Here is a 23,341-nt window from a genome sequence, read left to right as displayed (position 1 = left end):
ATAAAGAAGGAAATTACTTCTTCCGCTCTATCCATTTTCCATCGACAAAATCCACAATCCATTTCGTGGCTTTGCCATTCTTTTCAGAGGTAACATATTGACGTTTTTCTTTACGGCTAAAGCGAATAATTGCCTCATTCCCCTCCGGATCGACTTGTGGTGCATCGGCTAAGTAACGCAATTTCTCCGGTAAACGCTCACGATATAACGCCAATTCTGCCACTTTCGGGGCGCGAGTTTCGCGAGATTTCGGGAAATTATGCGCGGACATAAACACGCCGCTGGCACCATCGCGTAATACAAAATAAGCATCCGATTTTTCGCATTTTAATTCGGGGAAAGGAATCGGGTCTTCTTTTGGTGGTGCAACTTCACCATTTTTCAAAATTTTACGGGTGTTATCACATTGCGTACAGCCCATATATTTACCGAAACGTCCTAATTTGAGGTGCATATCGCCACCGCACTTATCACATTCGACAACCGGGCCGTCATAGCCTTTAATCTTAAATTTACCCTCTTCGATTAAATAACCCTCGCAATTTGGATTATTACCGCAAATGTGCAATTTGCGATGTGGATCGATAATGTAACTATCCATCGCCGTACCACATTTAGGACAACGTTTACGCTCCATCAATGCTTTTGTTTCCGATGCATCATCTAACACATTTAGCAATTCCGCTTCTGGAATCAAATTAATAGTAGTTTTGCAACGTTCTTTCTGTGGTAAAGAATAGCCGGTACAGCCTAAGAAGACTCCCGTACTAGCCGTTCTAATAGCCATATTGCGTCCGCAAGTCGGACAAAGAATATCGGTTTCGACCAAATTATTCAGACGCATTCCGCCTTCTAATTCGTCTAATTCCGCTTTGGTCAGTTGAGTCGAGAAATCTTTGAAGAATTGGTTTAATTCGGTTTTCCAGTTTTTCTCACCGGACGCTATTTGATCCAACACATCTTCCATATTGGCAGTGAAATCATAGCTCATTAAATCAGCAAAAGACTGATTTAAGCGATCGGTCACGATTTCGCCCATTTTTTCTGCATAAAAACGACGGTTTTCTGTACGCACATAACCGCGTTCCTGAATCGTAGAAATAATGGCGGCATAGGTGGAAGGTCGGCCAATACCACGTTTTTCCAATTCTTTCACTAATGCGGCTTCTGAAAAACGAGCCGGTGGTTTTGTGAAATATTGTTGTGGCTGCACTGCAGACAAATTGAGCTTGCTGTTAACAGAAACATCCGGTAGCGCTTGATCTTCAGCAGATTTACTTTGTTGCGGCAATACTTTTGTCCAACCGTCAAAACGTAAAATACGGCCTTTAGCGGTTAACGTATAATCCCCTGCTGTCACTGTTAACGTGGTGCTGTCATATTGCGCAGCCGGCATTTGACATGCCACAAACTGACGCCAAATTAAATCGTATAAACGCACGGCATCTTTTTCCATGCCGACTAAGTCATTTAACCCAACATGAATATCGGAAGGTCGAATAGCCTCGTGGGCTTCTTGTGCATTGTCTTTACTCGAGTAAAAATTCGGTTTTTCCGGTAAATAAGCGTGCCCGTAATATTTTTCAATATAACCGCGTACCATATTTAACGCATCTTGGCTTAAATTGGTGGAGTCCGTACGCATATAAGTGATGTAACCTGCTTCATATAAACGTTGCGCCAACATCATGGTTTTCTTCACACCAAAGCCCAAACGGGTACTTGCCGTTTGTTGTAGCGTAGAAGTAATGAACGGTGCTCTTGGTCGAGAACTGGTCGGTTTGGTTTCTAAATCAGAAATGACATAATCGGATTTAGTTAAAAAATCCACCGCACTTTGCGCTTGTTCTGCATTTTTCGGTTCAAATTTTTTGCCTTTAAATTGCGCAACATCTAACTGAATTTCATCACCTTTCGGTGTGTTAGTAAGAACCGAAACTTCCCAATATTCTTGCGGCACAAACGCCTTAATCTCACGCTCACGTTCTACAATCAATTTCACGGCGACCGATTGCACACGGCCGGCAGATAAACCACGCGCCACTTTTTTCCAAAGTAACGGCGACACCATAAAACCAACAACACGATCTAAGAAACGGCGTGTTTGCTGCGCATTCACCCTATCCATGTTCAAAGTTTCAGGATGTTCAAAGGCTTGTTTAATGGCATTTTTGGTAATTTCATTAAAGACAACGCGACTATAACGTTCATCATCGCCGCCAATCACCTCGCGTAAATGCCAAGCAATGGCCTCTCCTTCTCTATCCAAGTCGGTGGCGAGATAAATATGATCGGCTTTTTTGGCAAGAGATTTCAGTTCAGCAACGACTTTTTCTTTACCGGGTAAAATCTGATAGTTGGCTTTCCAACCGTGATATGGGTCGATCCCCATGCGTTTGACTAAAGCATCTTGTTCTTTTTGTTGTTTTATCGCTTGCTTTTCTTCCGCACTAAGACCTTTGGTGGAAATAGGTTTGGCTTTCTCTCCGGTCGCAGAACCCACCGTTGGCAAATCACGAATATGTCCCACGCTGGATTTCACTACATAATTGTTTCCTAAATATTTATTAATGGTTTTCGCCTTCGCCGGCGACTCCACAATAACCAAGGATTTTGTCATTATTATTACCTAATTTCGATTAACTTGTATAAAATTGCCCGCTATATTGCTAACTATCTTCAAGTAGGTCAACTACTTTTTTCCAAAAGGCATCAGAAATGGATAAACTCAACGCAATTTCAATTTTTTGCAAAGTGATTGAAACTCAAAGTTTTACCAAAGCAGCCGCATTGCAAAATATCTCGGTTGCCATGGCAAGCAAACTGGTTTCTCAATTAGAAGAACAGTTAAAAACACGTTTGTTACAACGAACCACCCGTAAGATTGTGCCAACGGAAGCCGGCAGCCTCTATTATCAACGTTGTCAGCCCATTTTATTGGAATTGGAGGAGGCTGAATCTAGCATCAGCAATCTTTCCACCTCTCTGAAAGGGAATTTAACCGTTTCTGTCCCACGGGATTTTGGTTTGCGATTTATTACGCCGAATTTAGCGAGTTTTGTTAAGGCTCACCCGAATTTACACGTGGACATTGAGTTTAACGATCGTATGATTGACTTGGTCAGCGAAGGATTTGATTTAGCTTTGCGTATTGGTTATCTGCAAGACAGTTCCTTAGTGGCAAAGAAAATTGCGACCTCTTCAATGCACTTTGTCGCGTCGCCGGAATATTTAGCCACGCATGGCACACCACAAACGCCGGAAGAATTAGAACATCACGACTGCCTTTTATACAAAGCCACAGGCAACCAAATTTATTGGGAATTCAACAAACACAACAAAATTCAGCGTATTAAAATGCGTTCTAAACTGGTGTGTAATAATGGCTTAACCCTTGCTTCATTGTGCGTTGACGGTGTTGGCATTATTAACACACCACGTTTCTTTATTGAGGAAGAATTGGCTTCGGGGAAATTGGTTGAGATTTTAGCGGATTACCGACAACAAGAGTTGGATTTACACATTGTTTATCCACACCACCGTCATTTGTCAGCAAAAGTCAAAGCCTTCATTGATTTTATTACTCAGCTGGATTTATGTAAGACAAAACCGTAAAAGTGCGGTCCTTTTTAAGTACGTTTTCGTTTTACGTGACCTTGCAATTAAGCAAGGTCATTTTTTATGTCTAAAACAAAAGGAATATGCTCCGGCAACGGTGCAAGTTTGCCTAATTCCACCCATGCGCAGGGGAAATGAAAATCAGAGCCCATAGAGCCGGCAAGTTGATGTTCTTCCGCGAGTTTTACCAACAATTGATACTGGTCGCGACTTTGTCCACAACCGGAAATTTCAATGGCGTCACCGCCCCAGGCTTTAAAACTCTCCGTTAGTTTTCGTACCCATTTCATAGTCATGGTATAACGCAACGGATGCGCAAACACGGCTACCCCACCGGCTTGATGGATGATGTCAATGGTCGTTGGAATATCAACCCACTGTGCCTTGACATAAGCCGATTTCCCCTGCCCCAAATAACGTTTAAACGCTTGACCATCGTTAGAGACTTTACCAATTTGCACTAAATGGCGGGCATAATGCGCACGAGTCACTTCGCCATTACCAGCTAATTTTTTTGCCTCTGCGTAGGCATTTTCTACACCAATTTTTTCTAACTTTGCCCCGATTTCCTGAGCTCGAATCTCGCGTAATTTTGCTTGCTCAGCTAAAAGTGCGGTCATTTTTTCATGTGAAATATCAAATCCTAAAGCCACAATATGAATGGAGCGATTTTCCCATAACGTGGAAATTTCCACGCCATTAATCAGCCTCATCCCCAAAGTTTCAGCCTGTTGTCGCGCCTCAGCAACTCCGGCCACGGTATCATGATCCGTCAACGCCAGCACATTCACACCTTTTTCATGGGCACGCAAAACTACTTCCGTCGGTGTCAGTATGCCGTCGGAGGCTGTACTGTGGCAATGGAGGTCGTATTTGATCATGCTTTTCCTTATTTAATTGCTTGAACCAACTCTTTCACCAATTTCGGACCGTGATAAATCAATCCGGAATAGACTTGTAAAAGTTCGGCACCGGCTTGGATTTTCTCTTGAGCATTTTGTACACCGTCAATGCCACCGCTGCCAATAATCGGAATTTGCCCTTTTAACTCTTGGTGTAAGCGAGCAATGATAGCGGTACTTTTATGTTGTAATGGTTTTCCGCTTAATCCGCCCTGCTGTTCTGCATTTTTAAAATTTGTGACGTTGTCTCGAGAAATAGTCGTATTTGTGGCAATCACGCCATCCATTTTATGACGCAGCAAGGTATCGGCAATTTGAATTAACTCGCTTTCCGTCAAATCCGGGGCAATTTTCACTGCAATCGGCACATATTTGCCGTGCTGTGAAGCCAGTTCTTTTTGACGGGATTTAATGCTTCTCAACAAATCATCAAAATAATCACCATATTGTAACTGACGTAAATCCGGCGTATTAGGCGAAGAAATATTCACGGTGATATAACCGGCATAATTATAGGCTTTGTTTAAACAAATCAGATAATCATCTTTCCCTTGTTCTAAGGGCGTCAGTTTATTTTTACCGATGTTGATCCCCAACACGCCGTCATAGTGCGATTTTTTGACATTTTCAATCAGCTGATCGATACCATAATTATTGAAACCGTTTCGATTAATAATGCCTTCGGCTTCAACCAAACGAAATTGGCGTGGTTTGGCATTGCCCTCTTGCGCTAATGGCGTCACTGTGCCCACCTCAATGAAACCAAACCCCATGGCACCAAAGCCATCAATCGCTTCCGCGTTTTTATCTGCCCCTGCTGCCAAACCAATAGGATTTTTAAATTCAATGCCCATGACGGTTTTCGACGTGCCTAGTGGACAATTTAGAAGTTGTTTTAAAAGAAAATGAAATGGTGGGTATGCCGCTAAACCAAGGGTTTTTATCACTAAATTATGGGCATCTTCAGGATCAAGGGAAAAAATCCCTTTACGAATGAAAGAATACATACTCGTTTATCTCTCCGGATAGTTAACTGTGAAAGGAATAGAAAAAGTGCGGTCAAATTTAACCGCACTTTTATATTTACTGTAACGCTTTTTCGATTTTCTCAAACAAATCACGAGATAAATCTTCTGTCTCACTAATGCGTTCTAGCGCTCGTTTCATCAAGGTTTGGCGTTGTGCATCATAGCGCGCGAAACGAATTAACGGCTCAATTAAACGAGAAGCCACCTGTGGGTTGCTTTTATTCAGTTTAATCAAAATATCTGTTAAAAAACGGTAGCCTGAACCGTCAATCGCATGGAACGCTTTTAAGTTTTGCCCCGCAAAGACACCAATGAGAGAACGCACACGGTTCGGGTTATTAAAATTAAAGCTTGGATGATCCATTAACTGCATCACGTTTTGTAATACATTTTCTTCCGGACGCGTCGCTTGTAAAGCAAACCATTTGTCCATTACTAAACCGTCATGCTGCCATTTTTGTTCAAAATCAGCCAATAAACTGTCACGACAAGCCAATTTAGCTTGGGTTGCAGAAGTTAAAGCTGCAAGCGTATCGGTCATATTATTGGAATACGTATAATGCTTATTCACCAAGTTATTGCCAATATTACTGTATGCCAAGTAACTTAAGCACACATTGCGCAGTTTGCGTAAGGCAATGTCTTGACGATTAATTTGATATTCATCCAAACGAATTTGATTGTAAGTCTTCAGTAATAATTCTTTTAAATTATCGGCAATCGTTTGTGCCATAAATTCCCGCACAGCACTGATCGCATCCGGATCAATGGTTTTAAATAGTTCGGCAAATTCTGTCGCTTTCGGTAAGGTGAGAATTAAACTGGTTAACTCGATATCTTTTTGATAATTATCTAGGACTTGATAAAGCACCGCAGCCGTTTCCGCAGATAAATCGAGCGGTTGCCCTTGCTGATAGTTGGTAACGTTACGTCGTAACTCAGCAGCAAGTAACATCTGTGCGGCATCCCAACGAATAAAGCCATTTTCAGCAAATTTTAATAAAGTAATCAGTTGTGAAGTGGAATAATCGTAATCCAATTTCACCGGTGCAGAGAAATCACACAACAATGCCGGAACAGGCTTAGTATAAATATTGTGGAACTCAAAGGTTTGGTCTTTTTGAGTAATGTTCAAGACATTATCCACAACGCCATCGGCATCATAGAGCGTTTGTGCTGCACCTTTTTCATCATATAACGCAATTTTCAACGGAATGTGTAAATTAACTTTTTCCATTTGATCGGCTGTCGGTGGCGTTAATTGAGAAACCTGCAATTGATAGACATGATTTTTTTCATCATAACGATCACTGATAGTTAACTCAGGCGTGCCGGATTGACTGTACCAACGGCGGAACTGGGTTAAATCCAAATCATTGGCACGTTCCATAGCTGACACAAAATCTTCGCAGGTTGCTGCTTTACCATCATTTTCCGCAATATATAACTTCATGCCCTTTTGGAAGCCCTCTTCGCCCAATAAGGTATGCAACATACGAATCACTTCCGCGCCTTTTTCATACACGGTAACCGTATAGAAGTTATTCATTTCAATCACTTTTTCCGGACGAATCGGATGCGCCATCGGGCCGGCATCTTCAGCAAATTGTACGGTGCGTAAAAACTTCACGTTATTAATGCGATTTACCGGGCGAGAACCGGTGTCAGAGGAAAATTCCTGATCACGGAAGACCGTTAAGCCTTCTTTTAGACTCAATTGAAACCAATCACGGCAAGTGACTCGGTTCCCCGTCCAGTTGTGGAAATATTCGTGCGCAATCACACTTTCAATGGCTAAATAGTCATCATCTGTTGCCGTTTGTGGATTTGCCAACACATATTTGTCATTAAAAATATTGAGCCCTTTATTTTCCATGGCACCCATGTTGAAGAAGTCCACCGCAACAATCATGTAAATATCGAGGTCATATTCCAAATCAAAACGTTCTTCATCCCATTTCATGGCACGTTTTAAGCTTTGCATTGCCCAATCTGCGCGATCTAAATTGCCACGATTAACATACAATTCCAATGCGACTTCACGGCCACTTTTGGTGATGAATTGATCTTTCAGTACATCAAAATCGCCTGCCACTAACGCAAACAAATAACTTGGTTTCGGGAATGGATCATGCCATTCAACCCAATGGCGACCATCATCCAAATCACCGCTGTTAATGCGATTGCCGTTAGAAAGTAAAAATGGATATTTCGCTTTATCCGCCGTGATTTTCGTGGTGTAACGCGCTAATACATCTGGGCGGTCTAGCATGTAGGTAATTTGACGAAAGCCCTCGGCTTCGCATTGTGTACAAAAAGCTTCACCGGATTGATACAAGCCTTGCAATGAGGTGTTGGCAGCTGGGCTTAAAATAGTGGTAATTTCCAGTTCAAATTGGTCTGCCTCTACTCGCGCCAAATCCAACGTTAAACTTTCGCTATCCTGCTGATATTGAGAGAACGGTTTGCCATTTAATTTAATGGAAGAAAATTGAAAATCATGCCCGTCTAAACGCAATGTCGTACTTTCTTTGTTAAGACGTTGATATTGACTTGTTGCTACAACAACTGTTTTTTCAGGTTCCAATTGGAAATCAAGATAAATGTCGGTAACAGTGAAATCGGGAGTTTGATAATCTTTTCTGTATTTGGCTTTAGCGTACATAAAACGACCTAATTCTAAGGGCTAAAAAGTGCCGTTAAGGATATGATTTTTAGCCTTAAGTTGCAAATGGATTTTCTTTGGCAAACTTATCGCAAACGTTTGCGCATTATGCTATTCTAGCGCCGTTTTTTATCTCCAAGAATGAGGCAAAAATGTCTTTAACATCTCCTAAAATTGCCATTGTAATGGGATCCCAAAGTGATTGGGCAACCATGCAAGAAGCTACGCAAATCCTCGATCAATTATATGTTCCTTATCACGTCGAAATTGTTTCGGCACATCGCACGCCAGACAAACTCTTCCAGTTTGCCGAAAACGCACAACAAAACGGTTATGAAGTGATTATTGCCGGCGCCGGCGGTGCAGCCCATTTGCCGGGCATGATTGCGGCTAAAACCATCGTACCTGTGCTTGGCGTACCGGTGAAAAGCTCAATTTTAAGTGGTGTCGATAGCCTCTATTCCATCGTGCAAATGCCCAAAGGGATTCCTGTCGGCACCTTAGCCATCGGGCCTGCGGGTGCAGCAAACGCAGGCTTATTAGCTGCGCAAATTTTGGCGATGAATAATGCAGAATTAGCCCAACGCTTACATCAGTTCAGACAGGTACAAACACAAAGCGTATTGGACAATCCGGATCCTCGAATTTAAAAACAGCTAAAATATCTACCGCACTTTAAACAGACCAATATAAAAAAGTGCGGTCATTTTTTCCGTGTTTTTTTAATGAAAAACTGAAGGTAGCGCAAGCGTGAACGTTTGTGCATCTATAAAAATCAATGAGAAAACTATGCAAAAATCAGCCCTCTATCCAACCATTTATGTTCTTGGCAATGGACAACTCGGCAGAATGTTACGCTATGCCGGTTCGCCTTTAGATATTCACGTTCAACCGCTGCCTTTTGATGCGCTGGTGTTTGAGTTGTCGCCGAATGACATTATTACCGCAGAAATCGAACGCTGGGAAAAAACACCTCTGACCACACTCCTCGGCAATCACGCCAATTTCGTTAATCAAAAAGTCTTCGCACAATTAGCTGATCGCTTAAGCCAAAAATCCTTATTAGATAAATTACATCTCCCAACCTCGCCTTGGTGTCTATTAAAAGAACCATCACAATGGGACGAAGTATTTCAAGATATCGGTGAAAAAGTCGTTGTTAAACGCCGTATGGGCGGTTATGACGGCCGTGGGCAGTGGATTGTGTCTGATGAAAACAAAGCGCAAATCACTGAAGACCTGTTTGGAGAAACCATTGCGGAAAAATTTATTCCCTTTGATTACGAAGTATCTCTTGTGGGTGCCCGTTTCCGTAACGGCGAGACTCGTTTTTATCCGGTCACTCACAATTTACAGCAAAATGGTATTTTACGTTACAGTGTCATGGACGTCACTTTCCCACAACAATCCACACAGCAACAGCAAGCTGAAATGATGTTAAGCAAAATCATGAATGAACTGAATTATGTGGGCGTAATGGCGATGGAATGTTTTGTGGTGGGCGATCAGCTTTTAATTAATGAGCTTGCGCCACGCGTACACAACAGCGGACACTGGACACAACTAGGCTGTGCTGTGAGTCAATTTGAATTGCATTTACGCGCATTATTAGATTTGCCTACGCCGGAATTAAAAGTATCCGCGCCAAGCGTGATGGTCAATTTGATTGGTACTGAGCACAACCCACAGTGGTTAAACACCGCTTTTGCACAATTACACTGGTATGGCAAAGAAGTACGACCGGGGCGTAAAGTGGGACACATTAACCTTTCCCATCCGGATAAAAAGATCATTATCGCCCAATTAGACAAACTCGCCACAGAGTTGCCGGAAGATTATCAATCCGGTTTGCAATGGGCAAAAAATAAGTTGATATAGTTAACATTTTCGCAACATATTGCTTGTCAAAAAGAAACCCGAGCAGTATAACTAAAAAGATTTTTCACCCACCATCCGAGGATAATATTATGTTTGAAAAGATTACTGCCGCACCGGCGGATCCAATTTTAGGTTTAGGCGAAGCATTTAAATCCGAAACCCGTAGTAACAAGATTAATTTAGGCATCGGCGTGTATAAAGACGCCAAAGGCAATACCCCGATTGTTAAGGCAGTAAAAGAAGCAGAAAAACGCTTATTAGAACAAGAAAATACCAAAAACTATTTGCCGATTGATGGTGTTGCTGATTTTAACGCACGTACCAAAGAATTATTGTTCGGTGCAAATTCCGATATCGTGAAAAATAACCGTGCCAGAACCGCACAAAGTTTAGGTGGCACCGGCGCGCTACGCATTGCCGCAGAGTTCATTAAACGCCAAACGAACAGCCAAAATGTATGGATCAGCACGCCAACCTGGCCAAACCACAATGCAATTTTCAAAGCGGTGGGCATCAATATTCGCGAATATCGTTACTACGATGCCGAACGCAAAGCCTTAGACTGGGACAACTTAATTGCGGATTTAAGCCAAGCCGGTGAAGGCGATGTAGTTTTACTTCACGGTTGCTGCCACAACCCGACCGGTATCGACCCGACACCGGAGCAATGGGACAAACTGGCTGAAATGTCTGCACAAAAAGGCTGGTTGCCATTATTCGACTTCGCTTACCAAGGCTTTGCTCATGGCTTAGAAGAGGATGCTTACGGTTTACGCGCTTTTGCCAAAAACCACAAAGAACTTTTAGTGGCAAGCTCCTTCTCTAAAAACTTCGGTTTATATAACGAGCGTGTTGGTGCATTCACTGTCGTGGCGGAAAATTCTGATATTGCTGCAACAGCATTAACTCAAGTGAAAGTTATTATCCGAACCCTCTACTCCAACCCGTCTTCTCACGGGGCAAATACCGTTGCATTGGTATTAAATGATGCAAAATTGCGCCAGGACTGGGAAAACGAGCTCACCGAAATGCGCGACCGCATCAAAAAAATGCGCCACCGTTTTGTCGAGTTACTTAAAGAATACGGTGCGCAGCAAGACTTTAGCTTCATCATCAACCAAAACGGGATGTTCTCTTTCAGTGGCTTGACCACAGAACAAGTTGACCGCTTGAAAGAAGAATTTGCCATTTATGCCGTGCGCTCAGGCCGTATCAACGTTGCCGGTATTACCGAAGACAACATTCGTTACCTCTGCGAAAGTATTGTCAAAGTGTTGTAATTTTTAACCGCTCTTTAAGGCGCTAATGAAAAATTAGCGCCTTCATTTTATCTCTATATCTGTTTCAGTAATTTTCGTTTTCTCTCCAACATGTGAGCTCATGATTTACTTTTAACGTGCGAGTTTGAATTATCTCAAACTCGGAGAACAGTGATTAAATACTCCATATAGGTAACGCCACTAAATCTTCCGTAAGCCACAATTTTTGCGGATATTGATTAATAATCACCCCATTGCCAATTTTGATTTCAGATTCAGGCAAATTCTCCTTTAAAACACCAAAGGCTTTTACCATTTTTTTGTCAGGACTGGCAGAGGTTTTAATTTCCACCGGGTAAAGTGTGCGATTATATTCAATCAGCATATCAATTTCTTTCTGATTAGTGTCACGGTAATAATAAATCGGCGGCTCAAGTCCGTTGTTATAAAAGGATTTAATAATTTCGCTCACCACAAACGTTTCAAAAAATTGACCGCTCTTTGCGCCTTGTTTAATGGTTTCGTGTGTAAGCCATTTGGTTAGCCACGCCATTAAGCCCGTATCCAGCATATACACTTTTGGCGTTTTAATCGCCCGCTTCAGATGATTATTACTGTATGGTTTGAGCAAATAAATAATACCCGACGTTTCCAAAATAGTCGTCCAACGCTTAATAGTATCCACCGAAACGCCCACTTCCTGCGCCACATTGCTGTAATTGAGCAATTCGCCACTGCGTGCGGCAATCGCCACCATAAAACGGGTGAAATCAGTAATACTACTGATATTCGTCAAAGCGCGCACATCTCGTTCAATATAGGTCGAAACATAAGAAGCATAATAAACCTCCCAGTTCATTTCTCGCTCATAAAGGCGTGGCATATAGCCCCGGTGAATAATTTCCCAGATATTTTCAAGAGGCTTGAAATATTTTTCCCGTGCGGAAATATATTCTTTATTCGGCACAAAAGGTTGATAAAAATCCAGTTGCTGAATTTCGCGTAAGGAGAAACCTTGCAACTTCAACACCGCAATTCTCCCCGCCAAACTTTCAGTGACATTTTGCATTAACTGAAACGCCTGCGAACCAGAAAGTAAAAATAGCCCTGACGTTTTTTGCTTATCAATCGCCAGTTTTAGGCTAGAAAACAATTTAGGGGCATATTGCACTTCATCTAAAATCAACTTGCCCGAATGGTTGAGCATAAACAAAGTAGGATCATTGCGGGCTTGGTTGAGCAAAAGCGGATCGTCAAAAGTCACATATTGGTAATCTTGTCCAATATGTTGCAATAAGGTTGATTTCCCGACTTGACGAGGCCCTGTCACTAGAATCGCTGGGAATTGTTGAATAAGGCTTTGCAATAAAGGTTGCATTTGGCGTTGATAGAAGTTCATAAGACAAAAATTAGTTTAATTTAAGATGGTATCGTAAATTAAACTAAAAGTAAGTATAAAAGTAAAGAAAAATCTAGTTTAATTTAATATATTATCGTAGATTAAACTAGATTTATGAGAGAAAAGCGGTCAACTTATGCAAATTATTTGAGAAATTTAATTGCTTATTCAAGCTAAACAAAAAAATTACTCTTTATACCATTTGGGAATTAATTGGTTATCTCTTAAAGCACATCTAACATCATAATCGTTATCTTCGGATAATCTTCGTGCAGCCGAATAAGATAGATCTCCTCTTTTGGCTAATAATTGTCTAGCTTTCCTGTTACGATCATTTGCTGATAGTTTTTCTTGTACTTCCTCAGATAAAGTGCTTTTAATAGCTAACTCCTCTACAGCCTCATATCTAGAAAATGCAGCCAAAACCTTCTGGACTTCTTCGGACAAATTCGCTTTTTTTACTAGAATCAGATGAGCATCCCAAGCATGTCTATGTGCTATATCAAGTTGGATTTCTTCCGGAAGATCATCTCTATTAGCTAGAATCTTTAAAACATCATCGCCATATTGGGTTGGTAAATATTTCATTTCTTCTAATGTGAGTTTTTTATTTCTTACAATATATTTAACGCATTCTATATCTTTCTTTTTTTTCATGATATTTTCTATAGATGCATGAGTTAGTTCATTCCTTTTAATCAGTTTAGTTAAAATTTCACTATTAGATGTCATGTCTAATATTATTTCTTGAGTTGAATCATATATGTAAACAAACTTAAATACTAGTTCTTTAATATACTCTTCTTTATAAAATGATTCATTAAATTTACTCAATATTTTAACCTGCATAGATTTCGTAACATATTTCTTCGAGCAAAAATTTACCAAATTATTAAAAACACGTTTTTTTTCATCTGAAAAAAGACAATTAGGAGAATCATTAAAATAATTATATTCATATAATAACTTATCAAGAATCAATGAATAAATATTCTTGCCACAGCTATTATTTTCAATCATTTTAATATAAAATCCGTTATCAATTAAGTTTTTTCCTTCTATAAGAGTTAAATCATCTCTATAACAAAAAGCCTCTTTTGCTAATTTATTTTGGAACAACTTACTTCTTATCTCTTTATGAATAATAGAATTCTTAGCTAATAAAAATTGAGGATAATCTCCCCCATATTCTACAATAGATTTTTGAATCTCTAACAAATCAAGGGTATGATGACTGAATAGATTATCTATTCTTGAGGTTCTGTCATTATTATTCCATCTGGAAAGTGCTAACTCAAATGATACGTTTTTATTTTGATAAATCACATCAAGTAATTCTTCATCATAAAGTTTGTGATCTTTATCTAAAGATAATTGTTCATCTAATACTTTCGTTGGGCAATTGATATTTTTAAATACGGCTTTACGCACCTCCAAATTATCATCTTTGGTTAATTGCTCTAGGATTTCTTCCGTCACATTCTCATCTTCCGCTACTTTTAAGCGAATAAGATAGTTCGGATCTTTTGCCATTTTCACCATTTGAGCAATGCTTAAACCATCATTTTCGGATGATGGCGATAAATAAAGTTCATCAAATTTTTTCTCATATTCTCCCACTTTCTCTTTTAAGGTTTTACGCAGTGGCGTAGTTTTGCGGATTGCCTCTAACAATAAATCTTGCGTAAGGATTTTATCATTACTAATAAAGGCATTTTTCACCGCATCAAAAATCGCATTTTCAATGTCCGCACCGGCATAGTCTCGACATTCACCGGCAAGGACATCAATATCAAATTCATGCGACTTTTGTTTTGCTTTGGCAAGGTGAATTTCAATAATTTTCTTGCGTTCTTTTTTTGTAGGGAACCCAACATAGAAAATCTCATCAAAACGCCCTTTGCGTAATAATTCAGGCGGCAAAGCGGTGATGTCGTTGGCGGTGGCAATAATAAACACAGGAGCAGTTTTTTCTTGCAACCAAGTCAGGAAATAACCCAACAAACGGGAACTGACTTCAGAGGCGTTATTGCCCGTCATGCCCACAAAGGCTTTTTCCAATTCATCCACCCACAACACGCACGGACTAATGCTTTCCGCCATTGCCAACGCTTTACGCATATTAGTCTCACTTTCTCCCACATATTTGCCGAGCAACGAGCCAATATCTAACCGCAACAATGGTTGTTGGAACAATGCCGCTGCCACTTTTGCCGTAAGCGATTTACCACACCCCGGCATGCCTGCAATCAACGTGCCTTTCGGGGCTTTTACGCCAAATTCTTTCGCAGCTTGTAAGTTTTTCACAATATAACTTTGATCTTGCAACCACGCTTTCAGTTTTTCCAAACCGCCAATATCTTCAATGGCTTCATTCACTTTCACCATTTCCAACACACCGCTTTTCGCGATAATTTGTTCTTTTTGTTGCTGAATTTCGGCAAGAATCGCCTTTTCATTTTCCGTTTTCAATTCGCTATATTTATTTTTGAGCAAGCTTAATAATCGCTCAATATCTAATTCATTTAAGCCAGAAAGTGCGGTCGATAATCGATCCGTTAATTCATTTGCAATATTTTTCTCATTTAACACCGCTTGAATTTGAGTTTGATTAGGCAATGGTAATTCAATTAAATTTACAAGCGGTTCAATTTCATTCGGTAAATACACGTCAGCAGATTGTAAAATTAATGCACTTTCGCCTTTATACTGATTAAGCGTCTCTAATAAATATTTTAAACGTGCCAATGCCACAGGATTATTTTCTAACCCAAGTTTGACATCCTTAATAAAAATAAGGCACTTTTCAAGTTCTTCGTGGCGTAGGCTGTTTAATATTTTCTCAAAACTATTTTGATTTTCATCTAGCACGTGCTTATTATCAAAATTAACTTTTCCATAGCCGAGATTATATTCCAAAACTTTGAAATTAAGTGATTCAGCCACTTTTGCAACTAAATCATCCGCACGCGATAATTCTGCCGTTTTTAAATAAAAGGCGGTATATCCGGCCTGAATATATTCCACCAATTGTTGGGTTAAATTTTGTTTTTTCATATTGTTCTCCGAGAGAGATTTTTATTTTATACAATACAATTTTTTGTAGGGTGCAACTTGTTGCACCGTTTGGTTATTTTGGGGGTATTGATGTACATTATACTTTGTTGTTTTTATGTAGGGGTGTGTTGCAAACGCCCTGAGACATCTTTGATGTTAAACGGTGTGCTCAGCACGCCTCTACGCTAGAGCACACTGTTGATACTACTACCAACCAAAGAAACTAGACACAGCACTAGAAACCGAACTCACAACACTTCGTGCTGCACTTGTTACAGAAGAGACAACCGATTTCGCCGTATCTTTTACTGTATCAATCACCGTATTCGCGACTCTTTTAGCTGTCTCGGCAACAGGTTTTACGATTTTGTCACTGACATAACCGCCCACTTTTTCACCGATAAAACCACCAATTATGCTACCGACACCCGTTCCTGCCGGACCAAATACTGAGCCAACTACAGCACCTAATTTTGCTCCAAGTTTTGCTCCGTTTTGGCGTAGAAATAAATCGGCTTTTTGTTCTAAATTGGTAATGATTTGGGCGGCAACAAATTTAGCTTTCTCGGCAGCAACTTCTGTGGCACTTAATACGCCTTGTTCCACTTTGTCATACAAACGAACATCATCCCAACCATTGGCGACATTTAATGTCAGATCCTGAATACGACCCAACATTGCTCCAGCTTTACCGACAACCTTCTCGACTTTTTCTAATCCCTCAAACGCATCTTTAATCCAGCCTTTTTTAGCTGACACCACTGCACCACCGGAAATGGCAATTTGCACACCTTTGTTTTCTGCCGTATCCACCGCACCACGAATAATTTTTTGCAATTCTTCTGCGTAAGAAAGATTTTCTTTGTTTAAAAACGCATTAGCAAGGCGTGAACCGGCACTTTTTATTCCCCAAAATGCGAGATTTAAATTTGCATTGAACTTGGCGCGTTGAATAGTTTTCTCGTTAAGCGGTTTTTCTTCAAAAGGGACATCAATTACTTCACCCGTTAAAAAGCCAAATTGCTTGCAGTTTGCTTCCGCTACAGCGGCATCCACTTCTTGAGCAAGCTCCTGTACTTCAAATTGATAAGTTTCTGCCATTTGATTGATTTTCTTTTGATAAAAATTTTCAATGGTTTTACGTTTATTGAGATGCTTTTCCAATTCTACTTGGTTACAAACAAGGCTTTCAATGGTGTTAATAATCGTGTTTGTTGTATCGATTTTCTCTTGTTCGCTTTCCCAAATATCAGGATATTGATCAAAACGGGATTTTAACCATTGATTTATAGGCTGCTGACGACCATTATTTAAATAATCATCCACAAATGTATTAATCATTTGTGCGGTATTTTTCTTTGCATTCTCATCGGTAAACAGGGCTTCTTCAGCTTGCTTTGCCAAAGTGAGTTGAGTTTCATCTTGTTTTAGTGAATCAAAAAGTTGATCAATATTTTTTTCTTGAAGTGAAAGTTGAGGGTTTTGCATAAAATATCCTTAGTCGTTATAAAAGTTGGGCTATTCTAGCAAAATTTCATCTTGTGTTATTGGGTAATATAAAAATACCTGTGAAGATGCTTACTAAGCAAAATAGATTAAAGTAATCTCTCCCCCAAAATGATCTACCCCCTCACGTTTTGACTTACTCCCTTAATTTCGTTATATAAAATAAATCACAAAGATATATATAATTTCATATATAATGAACCGCATTAAAAACTAACCGCGCTTTTCTCATGAATAAAAACACATTGATTTTTATCTTGCTTATTTTATTGCTTTTTAGCCTTGCCTTGTTTTCCTTGTCTTGGGGACGTTTTGCCATTCCGATTGAAAACGTGGTGCAAAGCCTAATGGGCAATAACACCAGTGACGTACAGAACAACATCATTTTCAATCTGCGCTTGCCGCGCATTCTTGCCGCTATTTTAGTGGGTACTGCGCTTGCGGTGGCGGGCGCAACTTTTCAGGGAATTTTCCGCAATCCGTTGGTGTCGCCTGATCTGTTAGGTGTATCCAGTGGTGCTTGTATCGGCGCAGCCATTGCGATTTTGCTCGGTTTCGGTTTGTTTGCCATTCAGGGATTTGCATTTGTGGGCGGTTTAATTGCCGTGTTGATGACCATGAGCCTGCCGAAGCTGGTACAGCGTGATTCCACGATCATTCTTGTGCTTTCCGGAATTATTATTTCCGGCTTTATGATGGCTTGCCTTGGTTTAATTAAATATCTCGCCGACCCGGAAACTCAACTTGCCGACATTGTGTATTGGCAAATGGGGAGCCTGACCAAAGTAGATTACAAAAATCTAAGCATACTCGCCCCGATTATTCTATTTACTACCGGCGGTTTACTCATGATGCGCTGGCGCATTAACGTGTTGTCATTAGGTGATCGGGAGGCAAAATTAATTGGTGCCAATATTCGTTTGGAACGCAACGTTATGGTGGTGTTTGCCACCTTGCTTACCGCCTCTACGGTCTGTTTAAGCGGCACGATCGGTTGGATTGGCTTAATTATTCCGCATTTGGCGCGTATGTTTATCGGCGACAATAACCTTCGCACCCTTCCGCTTTCTGCACTGATCGGAGCCCTATTCTTGCTCATTATCGACACCTTAGCACGCAACTTATATATCCAAGAAGTTCCACTCGGCATTCTAACTGGCTTTATTGGTGCGCCATTCTTTGCTTGGGTATTAGTAAAACAAAAAGTCGCGGAATAAGGAGCCGATATGTTAAAAATCAACCAACTTTATTTTCAACATCAGCCTCATATTCCGTTATTAAATGGTGTGGACTTAACGCTGAATGCAGGTGAATTAGTCACCATCCTCGGTGCTAACGGACGCGGAAAATCAACGTTGCTGAACTGTATTGCCGGTTTACTCACACCACAACGGGGCGAAATTTTCCTCAATAATGTAGAAATTAAGCATCTGACAAGTAAACAAATTGCCCGTCAAGTCGCCTATGTATCGCAACATTCACCACAAACTTATCAATACAAAGTATTGGATTATGTGGTGCTGGGACGTGCAGCCCACCTAGGTTTATTCGGCAAACCACGTGAGGAAGATTATCACCTCGCAGAACAAGCCTTAGCTCAACTGGGTATCAGCCATTTTGCCGACAAAATTTATATGCAAATGAGCGGTGGTGAAAAACAATTAGTAAATTTAGCCAAAATTTTAGTGCAACAGCCGCAACTGATTTTGTTTGATGAACCCACTTCCGCCCTGGATTACGGCAATGTATTTAAAACCTTGAGCCTGATTAAAGAGTTATCACATCAGCAATTTTCCATCATTATGACCACCCATAATCCCGATCACCCGATGCTTTTGCATGATGTGATCCCGAACAGCAAAGTGGCCATCTTAAATACCCAAGGAAAATTGTACTGTGGTTTAACCCCAGACATTCTCACAGAAGACAATCTGCGAGAACTTTACCAAACAGATTTGCGCTTAATTGAGGTGCCTGAATTAGGTCGCAAAATCTGTGCCATTACACATATTTAAGAGGACGTGCTTATGACCCTGAAAAAAACATCTCTAAAACTTACCGCACTTTTTGCCGCTACCCTGTTGGCATTTTCTGCACAGGCAAAAATCGTCACCGACGTGGACGGCAACCAAGTAGAAATCGCTGATCGCGTGGAACGTGTCGCCGACCTTTGGCATGCCAATAACCAAATCGTGTTGTTATTAGGTGGGGCCGACAAATTAGTTGCAACGACCACCGCTATTGCGGCAAATCCTTGGTTCGCTGAAGTGTATCCAAACATTAAAAACGTTCCGGTGCTAACTAACGGCGAAACGATTCAAGTGGAAGAATTATTATCCCAAAAACCGGATGCTGTGTTGTTGTCTAAAAAATCCATGCTAACCGAAGTAAACCAAGCCGGCTTAAAAGGCGTGCGTGTGAGTTTTCAAGATTTTGAGGGATTAAAGAAAACTGTGAGCATCACTGCCGAGGTTTTAGGAGACAAAGCCCCTGAAATCGCGAAAAGTTACATCAAAGAACTTGAAGGCAACATTCAATTCGTCGAATCCCGCATTAAAGACGTGAAAGAAGAAAAACGTCCAACTGTATTGCACATCACTAGCGGCGCTGATTTACTTAAGATTGACGGTGGCAAATCCATGATTGGTGAATGGATTCGTTTAGCCGGCGGTAAAAGCGTGTTACCGGATCAAGCCAACATGGTGACTGTCACCATGGAGTCCATTGTGGAAGCTAATCCGGATGTAATTATCATCGGCAGCAGCGGCAATAAATCTCAAGCCGCCATTGAGAAAATCAAATCAGATCCAACTTGGCAATCCATCAGTGCGGTCAAAAATAATCGCATTTATGCCAACCCGACAGGGACTTTCCCATGGGATCGTTATAGTGCAGAAGAAGCCTTACAAATTTTGTGGGCGGCACAATTATTCCACCCGGAAAAATTCCAAGACATTGATATGGTGGAAAAAACACAGGCGTTTTACAAAAAATATTACGGCTATGCGTTAAGTAAAGAAAACGCTGAGCAAATCTTAAAAGGGCTATCACCTCTTAAGTAGTATTGGTTTTTTAAATTATTCCATGTAAAATGCACGCTCTTTTTCAACCGCCCGCGAGTTGTATGGGCATCAACATAAGGAAATTTCTATGAAAATCAGTGCAAGAAACCAATTAAAAGGTAAAGTTGTTTCAATCGAAAGCGGTTCTGTAAACGCTATCGTTCACCTTGATATCGGTGGTGGCAACGTAATTTCTTCTACCATCTCTCTTGAAGCGGTAAAAGAATTAGGTTTAGCGGTAGGCAAAGACGCTTACGCAATTATCAAAGCCACTTCCGTGATGGTTGGCGTAGAATAATTTATTCTTAATTAAAGATAAAACAACCGTACTTGAAAAAGTGCGGTTGTTTTTTTATGTGTTTTTCTGCCATAAAAAATGCGGTGAAAATTCACCGCACTTTTTTTACATAATCAATTTTAGAAACTATATTTCAAATTCGCAAAGTAAGAACGACCACGCTCATTATAGGTGCGTGCCGTGCCGGCGTTACGATAAATGCGTTTATCTAAAATATTATTCACCCCCACACGTAGGCTTAAACTGTTATTAAATTTATAGCCAACGTTAGCGCCCCAAATGCCGTAGCTACCAAGTTGATATTGTGTCACCAAGCTTTCACCGGTGTTATAAATTATGTGCATAAAGTTTTCCGCATTCTCAACGGTTTTTTGTTTGCCGTAACGGGTGTAAGAGGTATTCACATCCCAATGATCATTAATTTTCCAATTAAGATTGCTGTTCACCGTGTATTTCGGCACAAGAGAAATCGGATTGCCGGTTTCCTTGTTTTTATTTTTGAGCATATAGGTGAGATTGGTACTAAATACGAGCGCATCATCTAAGAATGGTAATGTGATATTACCTTCAACCCCTTCAATAATCGCTCTTGGTGTGTTGCCCCAACGATAAACATTGGTTGCCGTGTAGTTACGATAAATCGCTCTTCCGTCCGGAGTATTGCTTGCACGAATTTCACGATCATAGCCGCCTGCCGGTGCATCAATGGTCGTTAAGAATTCACCGTTGGACACGATTTTATTACGATAATCATTGTGGAAATACGCCAAGGAGAACAATTTACCTTCGTTTTCATATTCAAAGCCGATTTCTTTGTTCCAGCTGGTTTCCGGTTTGATATTTTCATTGCCTAAGAAATAACAAGCACGTCCCCAGTCAAAACCTTTCGGATGACTGTTTTGAAGAACAGTATATTGTCTGCCTTTTGCATCTGTCTTAACAACACTGCCGGTTGAATTTAACGCATTTGGATTATTCCAGTTATTGGCGCTGTCAATCGGACAACCATTACTCGCGTTAATGAGCAAATAATTCGGGGAAGATTGATAAAAATTCGGTGCTTTATAGGATCTTGCTACCCCACCTTTAATTTTCCAGTTTTCGCTCACTTGGTGTGAGAAGTTGAATGACGGGCTCCAATTAGATTTAGAATTGGTGCTGGAATTAAAACGAATGCCCGGTGTTACAATGGTTTTGTTATTTGGCAACATAATGTTGTCTTCCAAGAACGCCGCCTATTCATTTTGTGCCACTTTACCACTACGCCCTTTATCTTTTAGCCAAGGCACGATGGCATAAACTTGCATGGTTTGCGTCATAGAAGCAGCATCATCCAATTCAGAACGGGACGCTTCCGCACCAACAGTCACCATATGGCTGGTGTTACCCAAAGCAAACGGAATATAAAGTTCATTACTAAAACGGTAGTTTCTGAGTAAACCGACAGATTTATTTAACCCGTTGTAAGCCCCTTCCGTACTGCCCAACAAGCCTTCTGGATAATGATAGTTACGGGTTTGGTCGAAAGTGAAATAAGTGCGGTTATCTAACACGCCCCATTTGCCTTCATGTGTTAAACCGTAACTTTGACGATAAAGCGTTGAGGTTTCCGCATGTTGTAACGCAAGATCACGGCTGGTTTTCATGGCTTGATTCAGTAAAACAGAGCTGTTTTGTGTATCCCCGTTATAAATATTGCCTTGACGACTGTATGCCGCATCAAAGGTTAATTTTTGATCCGGGGTGATATTCCAAACTAACTGTCCTGCCACATCACGGTTACGCACACCTTCACGACCGGCATAACGGGTATTGTCTTGTGTTCCCGCATTGTTATTAACGAAAGCATCTTCACCTGAGTTGATATCCAACGCATCCGCTTGTGTTTTTGCAATGTTGCCGTATAAACGGAAACCTAATACATCCTTAATTAACGGACCGCTGACGTTAAAACCAAGACGGTTGGTGTAACCTTCTTTGCCGTCTTCCGGTTGTTCGGTGAAAAGATTCACACTGCCGTGATACTCACTGGTCGGAGATTTGGTTTTAATATTAACCACACCACCCATCGCGCCGGAACCGTAACGAGCCGCCGCCGGCCCACGCAACACTTCAATGGATTCAATGGCATCCGCCGGTACCCAGTTGGTATCCCCACGGGTATTACGGGTACCGTTTCTGCCGTAACGTTCGGAGTTACGGGATTTTACCGGTTTACCGTCCACCAAAATCAAGGTATTTTCCGGCCCCATGGCGCGAATATCCACTTGACGTTTATTACCGCGAGCACCGCCCGGTGCGTTGGTACTTAAAGTTACGCCCGGTTGTTTAGCAATAATTTCAGACGCGTCATTTTCAATAGGATTACGTTCTAAATCTTTCGCTGTTACCACAGAAACCCCCAGTGATTGTTTCACTTGTTCTTCTGCCGTCACTTGAATTTCGTCTAGTTTTTGCGTGCTTTCCGCTTGTGCAAAAGTTGAAATTACAGCCAAACTAATCATGCTGAGTCGAGGGAATTTTTTCATTGATAAATCCTTAGTTTGATAAAAAATCGCGCAATAGTACGATCGTTATATAAAATAATAAATAACAATAAGTGAGTACAAATAAAAATGAGTCGCCCCAAAACGCAGATTCTCAGCAAATTTTTCATTCATGAAATAAAA

15 protein-coding genes and 1 pseudogene are annotated in these 23,341 nt (G+C 40.8%); 8 read left to right on the top strand and 8 right to left on the bottom strand.

What is annotated here, in order from left to right:
* Positions 1-13: 13 nt before the first annotated feature.
* Positions 14-2,620 (bottom strand): type I DNA topoisomerase, encoded by a 2,607-nt coding sequence (gene topA, locus DK415_RS02645; protein ID WP_109432334.1) that lies wholly within the window; start codon positions 2,618-2,620, stop codon positions 14-16.
* A 98-nt stretch (positions 2,621-2,718) separates the two neighbouring features.
* On the opposite strand from topA, the gene DK415_RS02640 reads away from it, so the two are divergent.
* Entirely contained in the window at positions 2,719-3,615 is an 897-nt protein-coding gene (locus tag DK415_RS02640) for a LysR family transcriptional regulator (protein ID WP_109432333.1), read from the top strand.
* A 47-nt stretch (positions 3,616-3,662) separates the two neighbouring features.
* Here DK415_RS02640 and DK415_RS02635 read toward each other — a convergent pair whose 3' ends face one another.
* The 3 genes from DK415_RS02635 to pepN all read right to left on the bottom strand — a co-directional run bounded on the left by DK415_RS02635 (position 3,663) and on the right by pepN (position 8,213).
* A complete protein-coding gene (locus DK415_RS02635; RefSeq protein WP_109432332.1) occupies positions 3,663-4,499 on the bottom strand; it encodes a PHP domain-containing protein in 837 nt (278 codons plus the stop codon).
* A gap of 8 nt (positions 4,500-4,507) precedes the next feature.
* Positions 4,508-5,527: a quinone-dependent dihydroorotate dehydrogenase gene (gene pyrD / locus DK415_RS02630; RefSeq protein ID WP_109432331.1), complete on the bottom strand. Its 1,020-nt coding sequence runs from the start codon at positions 5,525-5,527 to the stop codon at positions 4,508-4,510.
* 76 nt (positions 5,528-5,603) lie between these two features.
* Positions 5,604-8,213 (bottom strand): aminopeptidase N, encoded by a 2,610-nt coding sequence (gene pepN / locus DK415_RS02625; protein WP_109432330.1) that lies wholly within the window; start codon positions 8,211-8,213, stop codon positions 5,604-5,606.
* Between the two features lie 152 nt (positions 8,214-8,365).
* Here pepN and purE point away from each other — a divergent pair, with 152 nt between their 5' ends.
* The 3 genes from purE to DK415_RS02610 all read left to right on the top strand — a co-directional run bounded on the left by purE (position 8,366) and on the right by DK415_RS02610 (position 11,371).
* Positions 8,366-8,863: a 5-(carboxyamino)imidazole ribonucleotide mutase gene (gene purE / locus DK415_RS02620; protein WP_109432539.1), complete on the top strand. Its 498-nt coding sequence runs from the start codon at positions 8,366-8,368 to the stop codon at positions 8,861-8,863.
* A 139-nt stretch (positions 8,864-9,002) separates the two neighbouring features.
* The gene (purK, locus tag DK415_RS02615) at positions 9,003-10,091 is read left to right on the top strand and encodes a 5-(carboxyamino)imidazole ribonucleotide synthase (protein ID WP_109432329.1); all 1,089 of its coding nucleotides are present in this window, start codon (positions 9,003-9,005) and stop codon (positions 10,089-10,091) included.
* Positions 10,092-10,180: 89 nt separating this feature from the next.
* Positions 10,181-11,371: an amino acid aminotransferase gene (locus DK415_RS02610; protein WP_109432328.1), complete on the top strand. Its 1,191-nt coding sequence runs from the start codon at positions 10,181-10,183 to the stop codon at positions 11,369-11,371.
* Between the two features lie 154 nt (positions 11,372-11,525).
* Here DK415_RS02610 and DK415_RS02605 read toward each other — a convergent pair whose 3' ends face one another.
* The 3 genes from DK415_RS02605 to DK415_RS02595 form a co-directional block, all read right to left on the bottom strand.
* The gene (locus tag DK415_RS02605) at positions 11,526-12,749 is read right to left on the bottom strand and encodes an ATP-binding protein (RefSeq protein ID WP_109432327.1); all 1,224 of its coding nucleotides are present in this window, start codon (positions 12,747-12,749) and stop codon (positions 11,526-11,528) included.
* A gap of 186 nt (positions 12,750-12,935) precedes the next feature.
* Positions 12,936-15,806 (bottom strand): AAA family ATPase, encoded by a 2,871-nt coding sequence (locus tag DK415_RS02600; protein ID WP_239305502.1) that lies wholly within the window; start codon positions 15,804-15,806, stop codon positions 12,936-12,938.
* A gap of 207 nt (positions 15,807-16,013) precedes the next feature.
* The gene (locus DK415_RS02595) at positions 16,014-17,294 is read right to left on the bottom strand and encodes a glycine zipper family protein (RefSeq protein ID WP_109432326.1); all 1,281 of its coding nucleotides are present in this window, start codon (positions 17,292-17,294) and stop codon (positions 16,014-16,016) included.
* Between the two features lie 248 nt (positions 17,295-17,542).
* On the opposite strand from DK415_RS02595, the gene DK415_RS02590 reads away from it, so the two are divergent.
* From DK415_RS02590 to DK415_RS02575, 4 genes are all read left to right on the top strand, one after another.
* The gene (locus DK415_RS02590) at positions 17,543-18,529 is read left to right on the top strand and encodes a FecCD family ABC transporter permease (protein WP_109432325.1); all 987 of its coding nucleotides are present in this window, start codon (positions 17,543-17,545) and stop codon (positions 18,527-18,529) included.
* A 9-nt stretch (positions 18,530-18,538) separates the two neighbouring features.
* On the top strand, positions 18,539-19,327 hold the full coding sequence (locus tag DK415_RS02585; protein WP_109432324.1) for an ABC transporter ATP-binding protein: 789 nt from the start codon (positions 18,539-18,541) through the stop codon (positions 19,325-19,327).
* Positions 19,328-19,339: 12 nt separating this feature from the next.
* Entirely contained in the window at positions 19,340-20,374 is a 1,035-nt protein-coding gene (locus DK415_RS02580; protein WP_109432323.1) for an ABC transporter substrate-binding protein, read from the top strand.
* Between the two features lie 88 nt (positions 20,375-20,462).
* Positions 20,463-20,672, top strand: coding sequence for a TOBE domain-containing protein (locus DK415_RS02575; protein ID WP_006718235.1), 210 nt, complete (start codon positions 20,463-20,465; stop codon positions 20,670-20,672).
* A 119-nt stretch (positions 20,673-20,791) separates the two neighbouring features.
* On the opposite strand, the pseudogene DK415_RS09490 reads toward DK415_RS02575, so the two are convergent.
* Positions 20,792-23,200 (bottom strand): annotated as a pseudogene (locus DK415_RS09490) (FepA family TonB-dependent siderophore receptor).
* Positions 23,201-23,341: the final 141 nt, after the last annotated feature.

Source organism: Aggregatibacter segnis (assembly GCF_003130075.1).
In the GTDB taxonomy this organism is placed as follows: domain Bacteria; phylum Pseudomonadota; class Gammaproteobacteria; order Enterobacterales; family Pasteurellaceae; genus Aggregatibacter; species Aggregatibacter segnis_A.
This window is presented reverse-complemented; position numbering and strand designations above follow the sequence as displayed.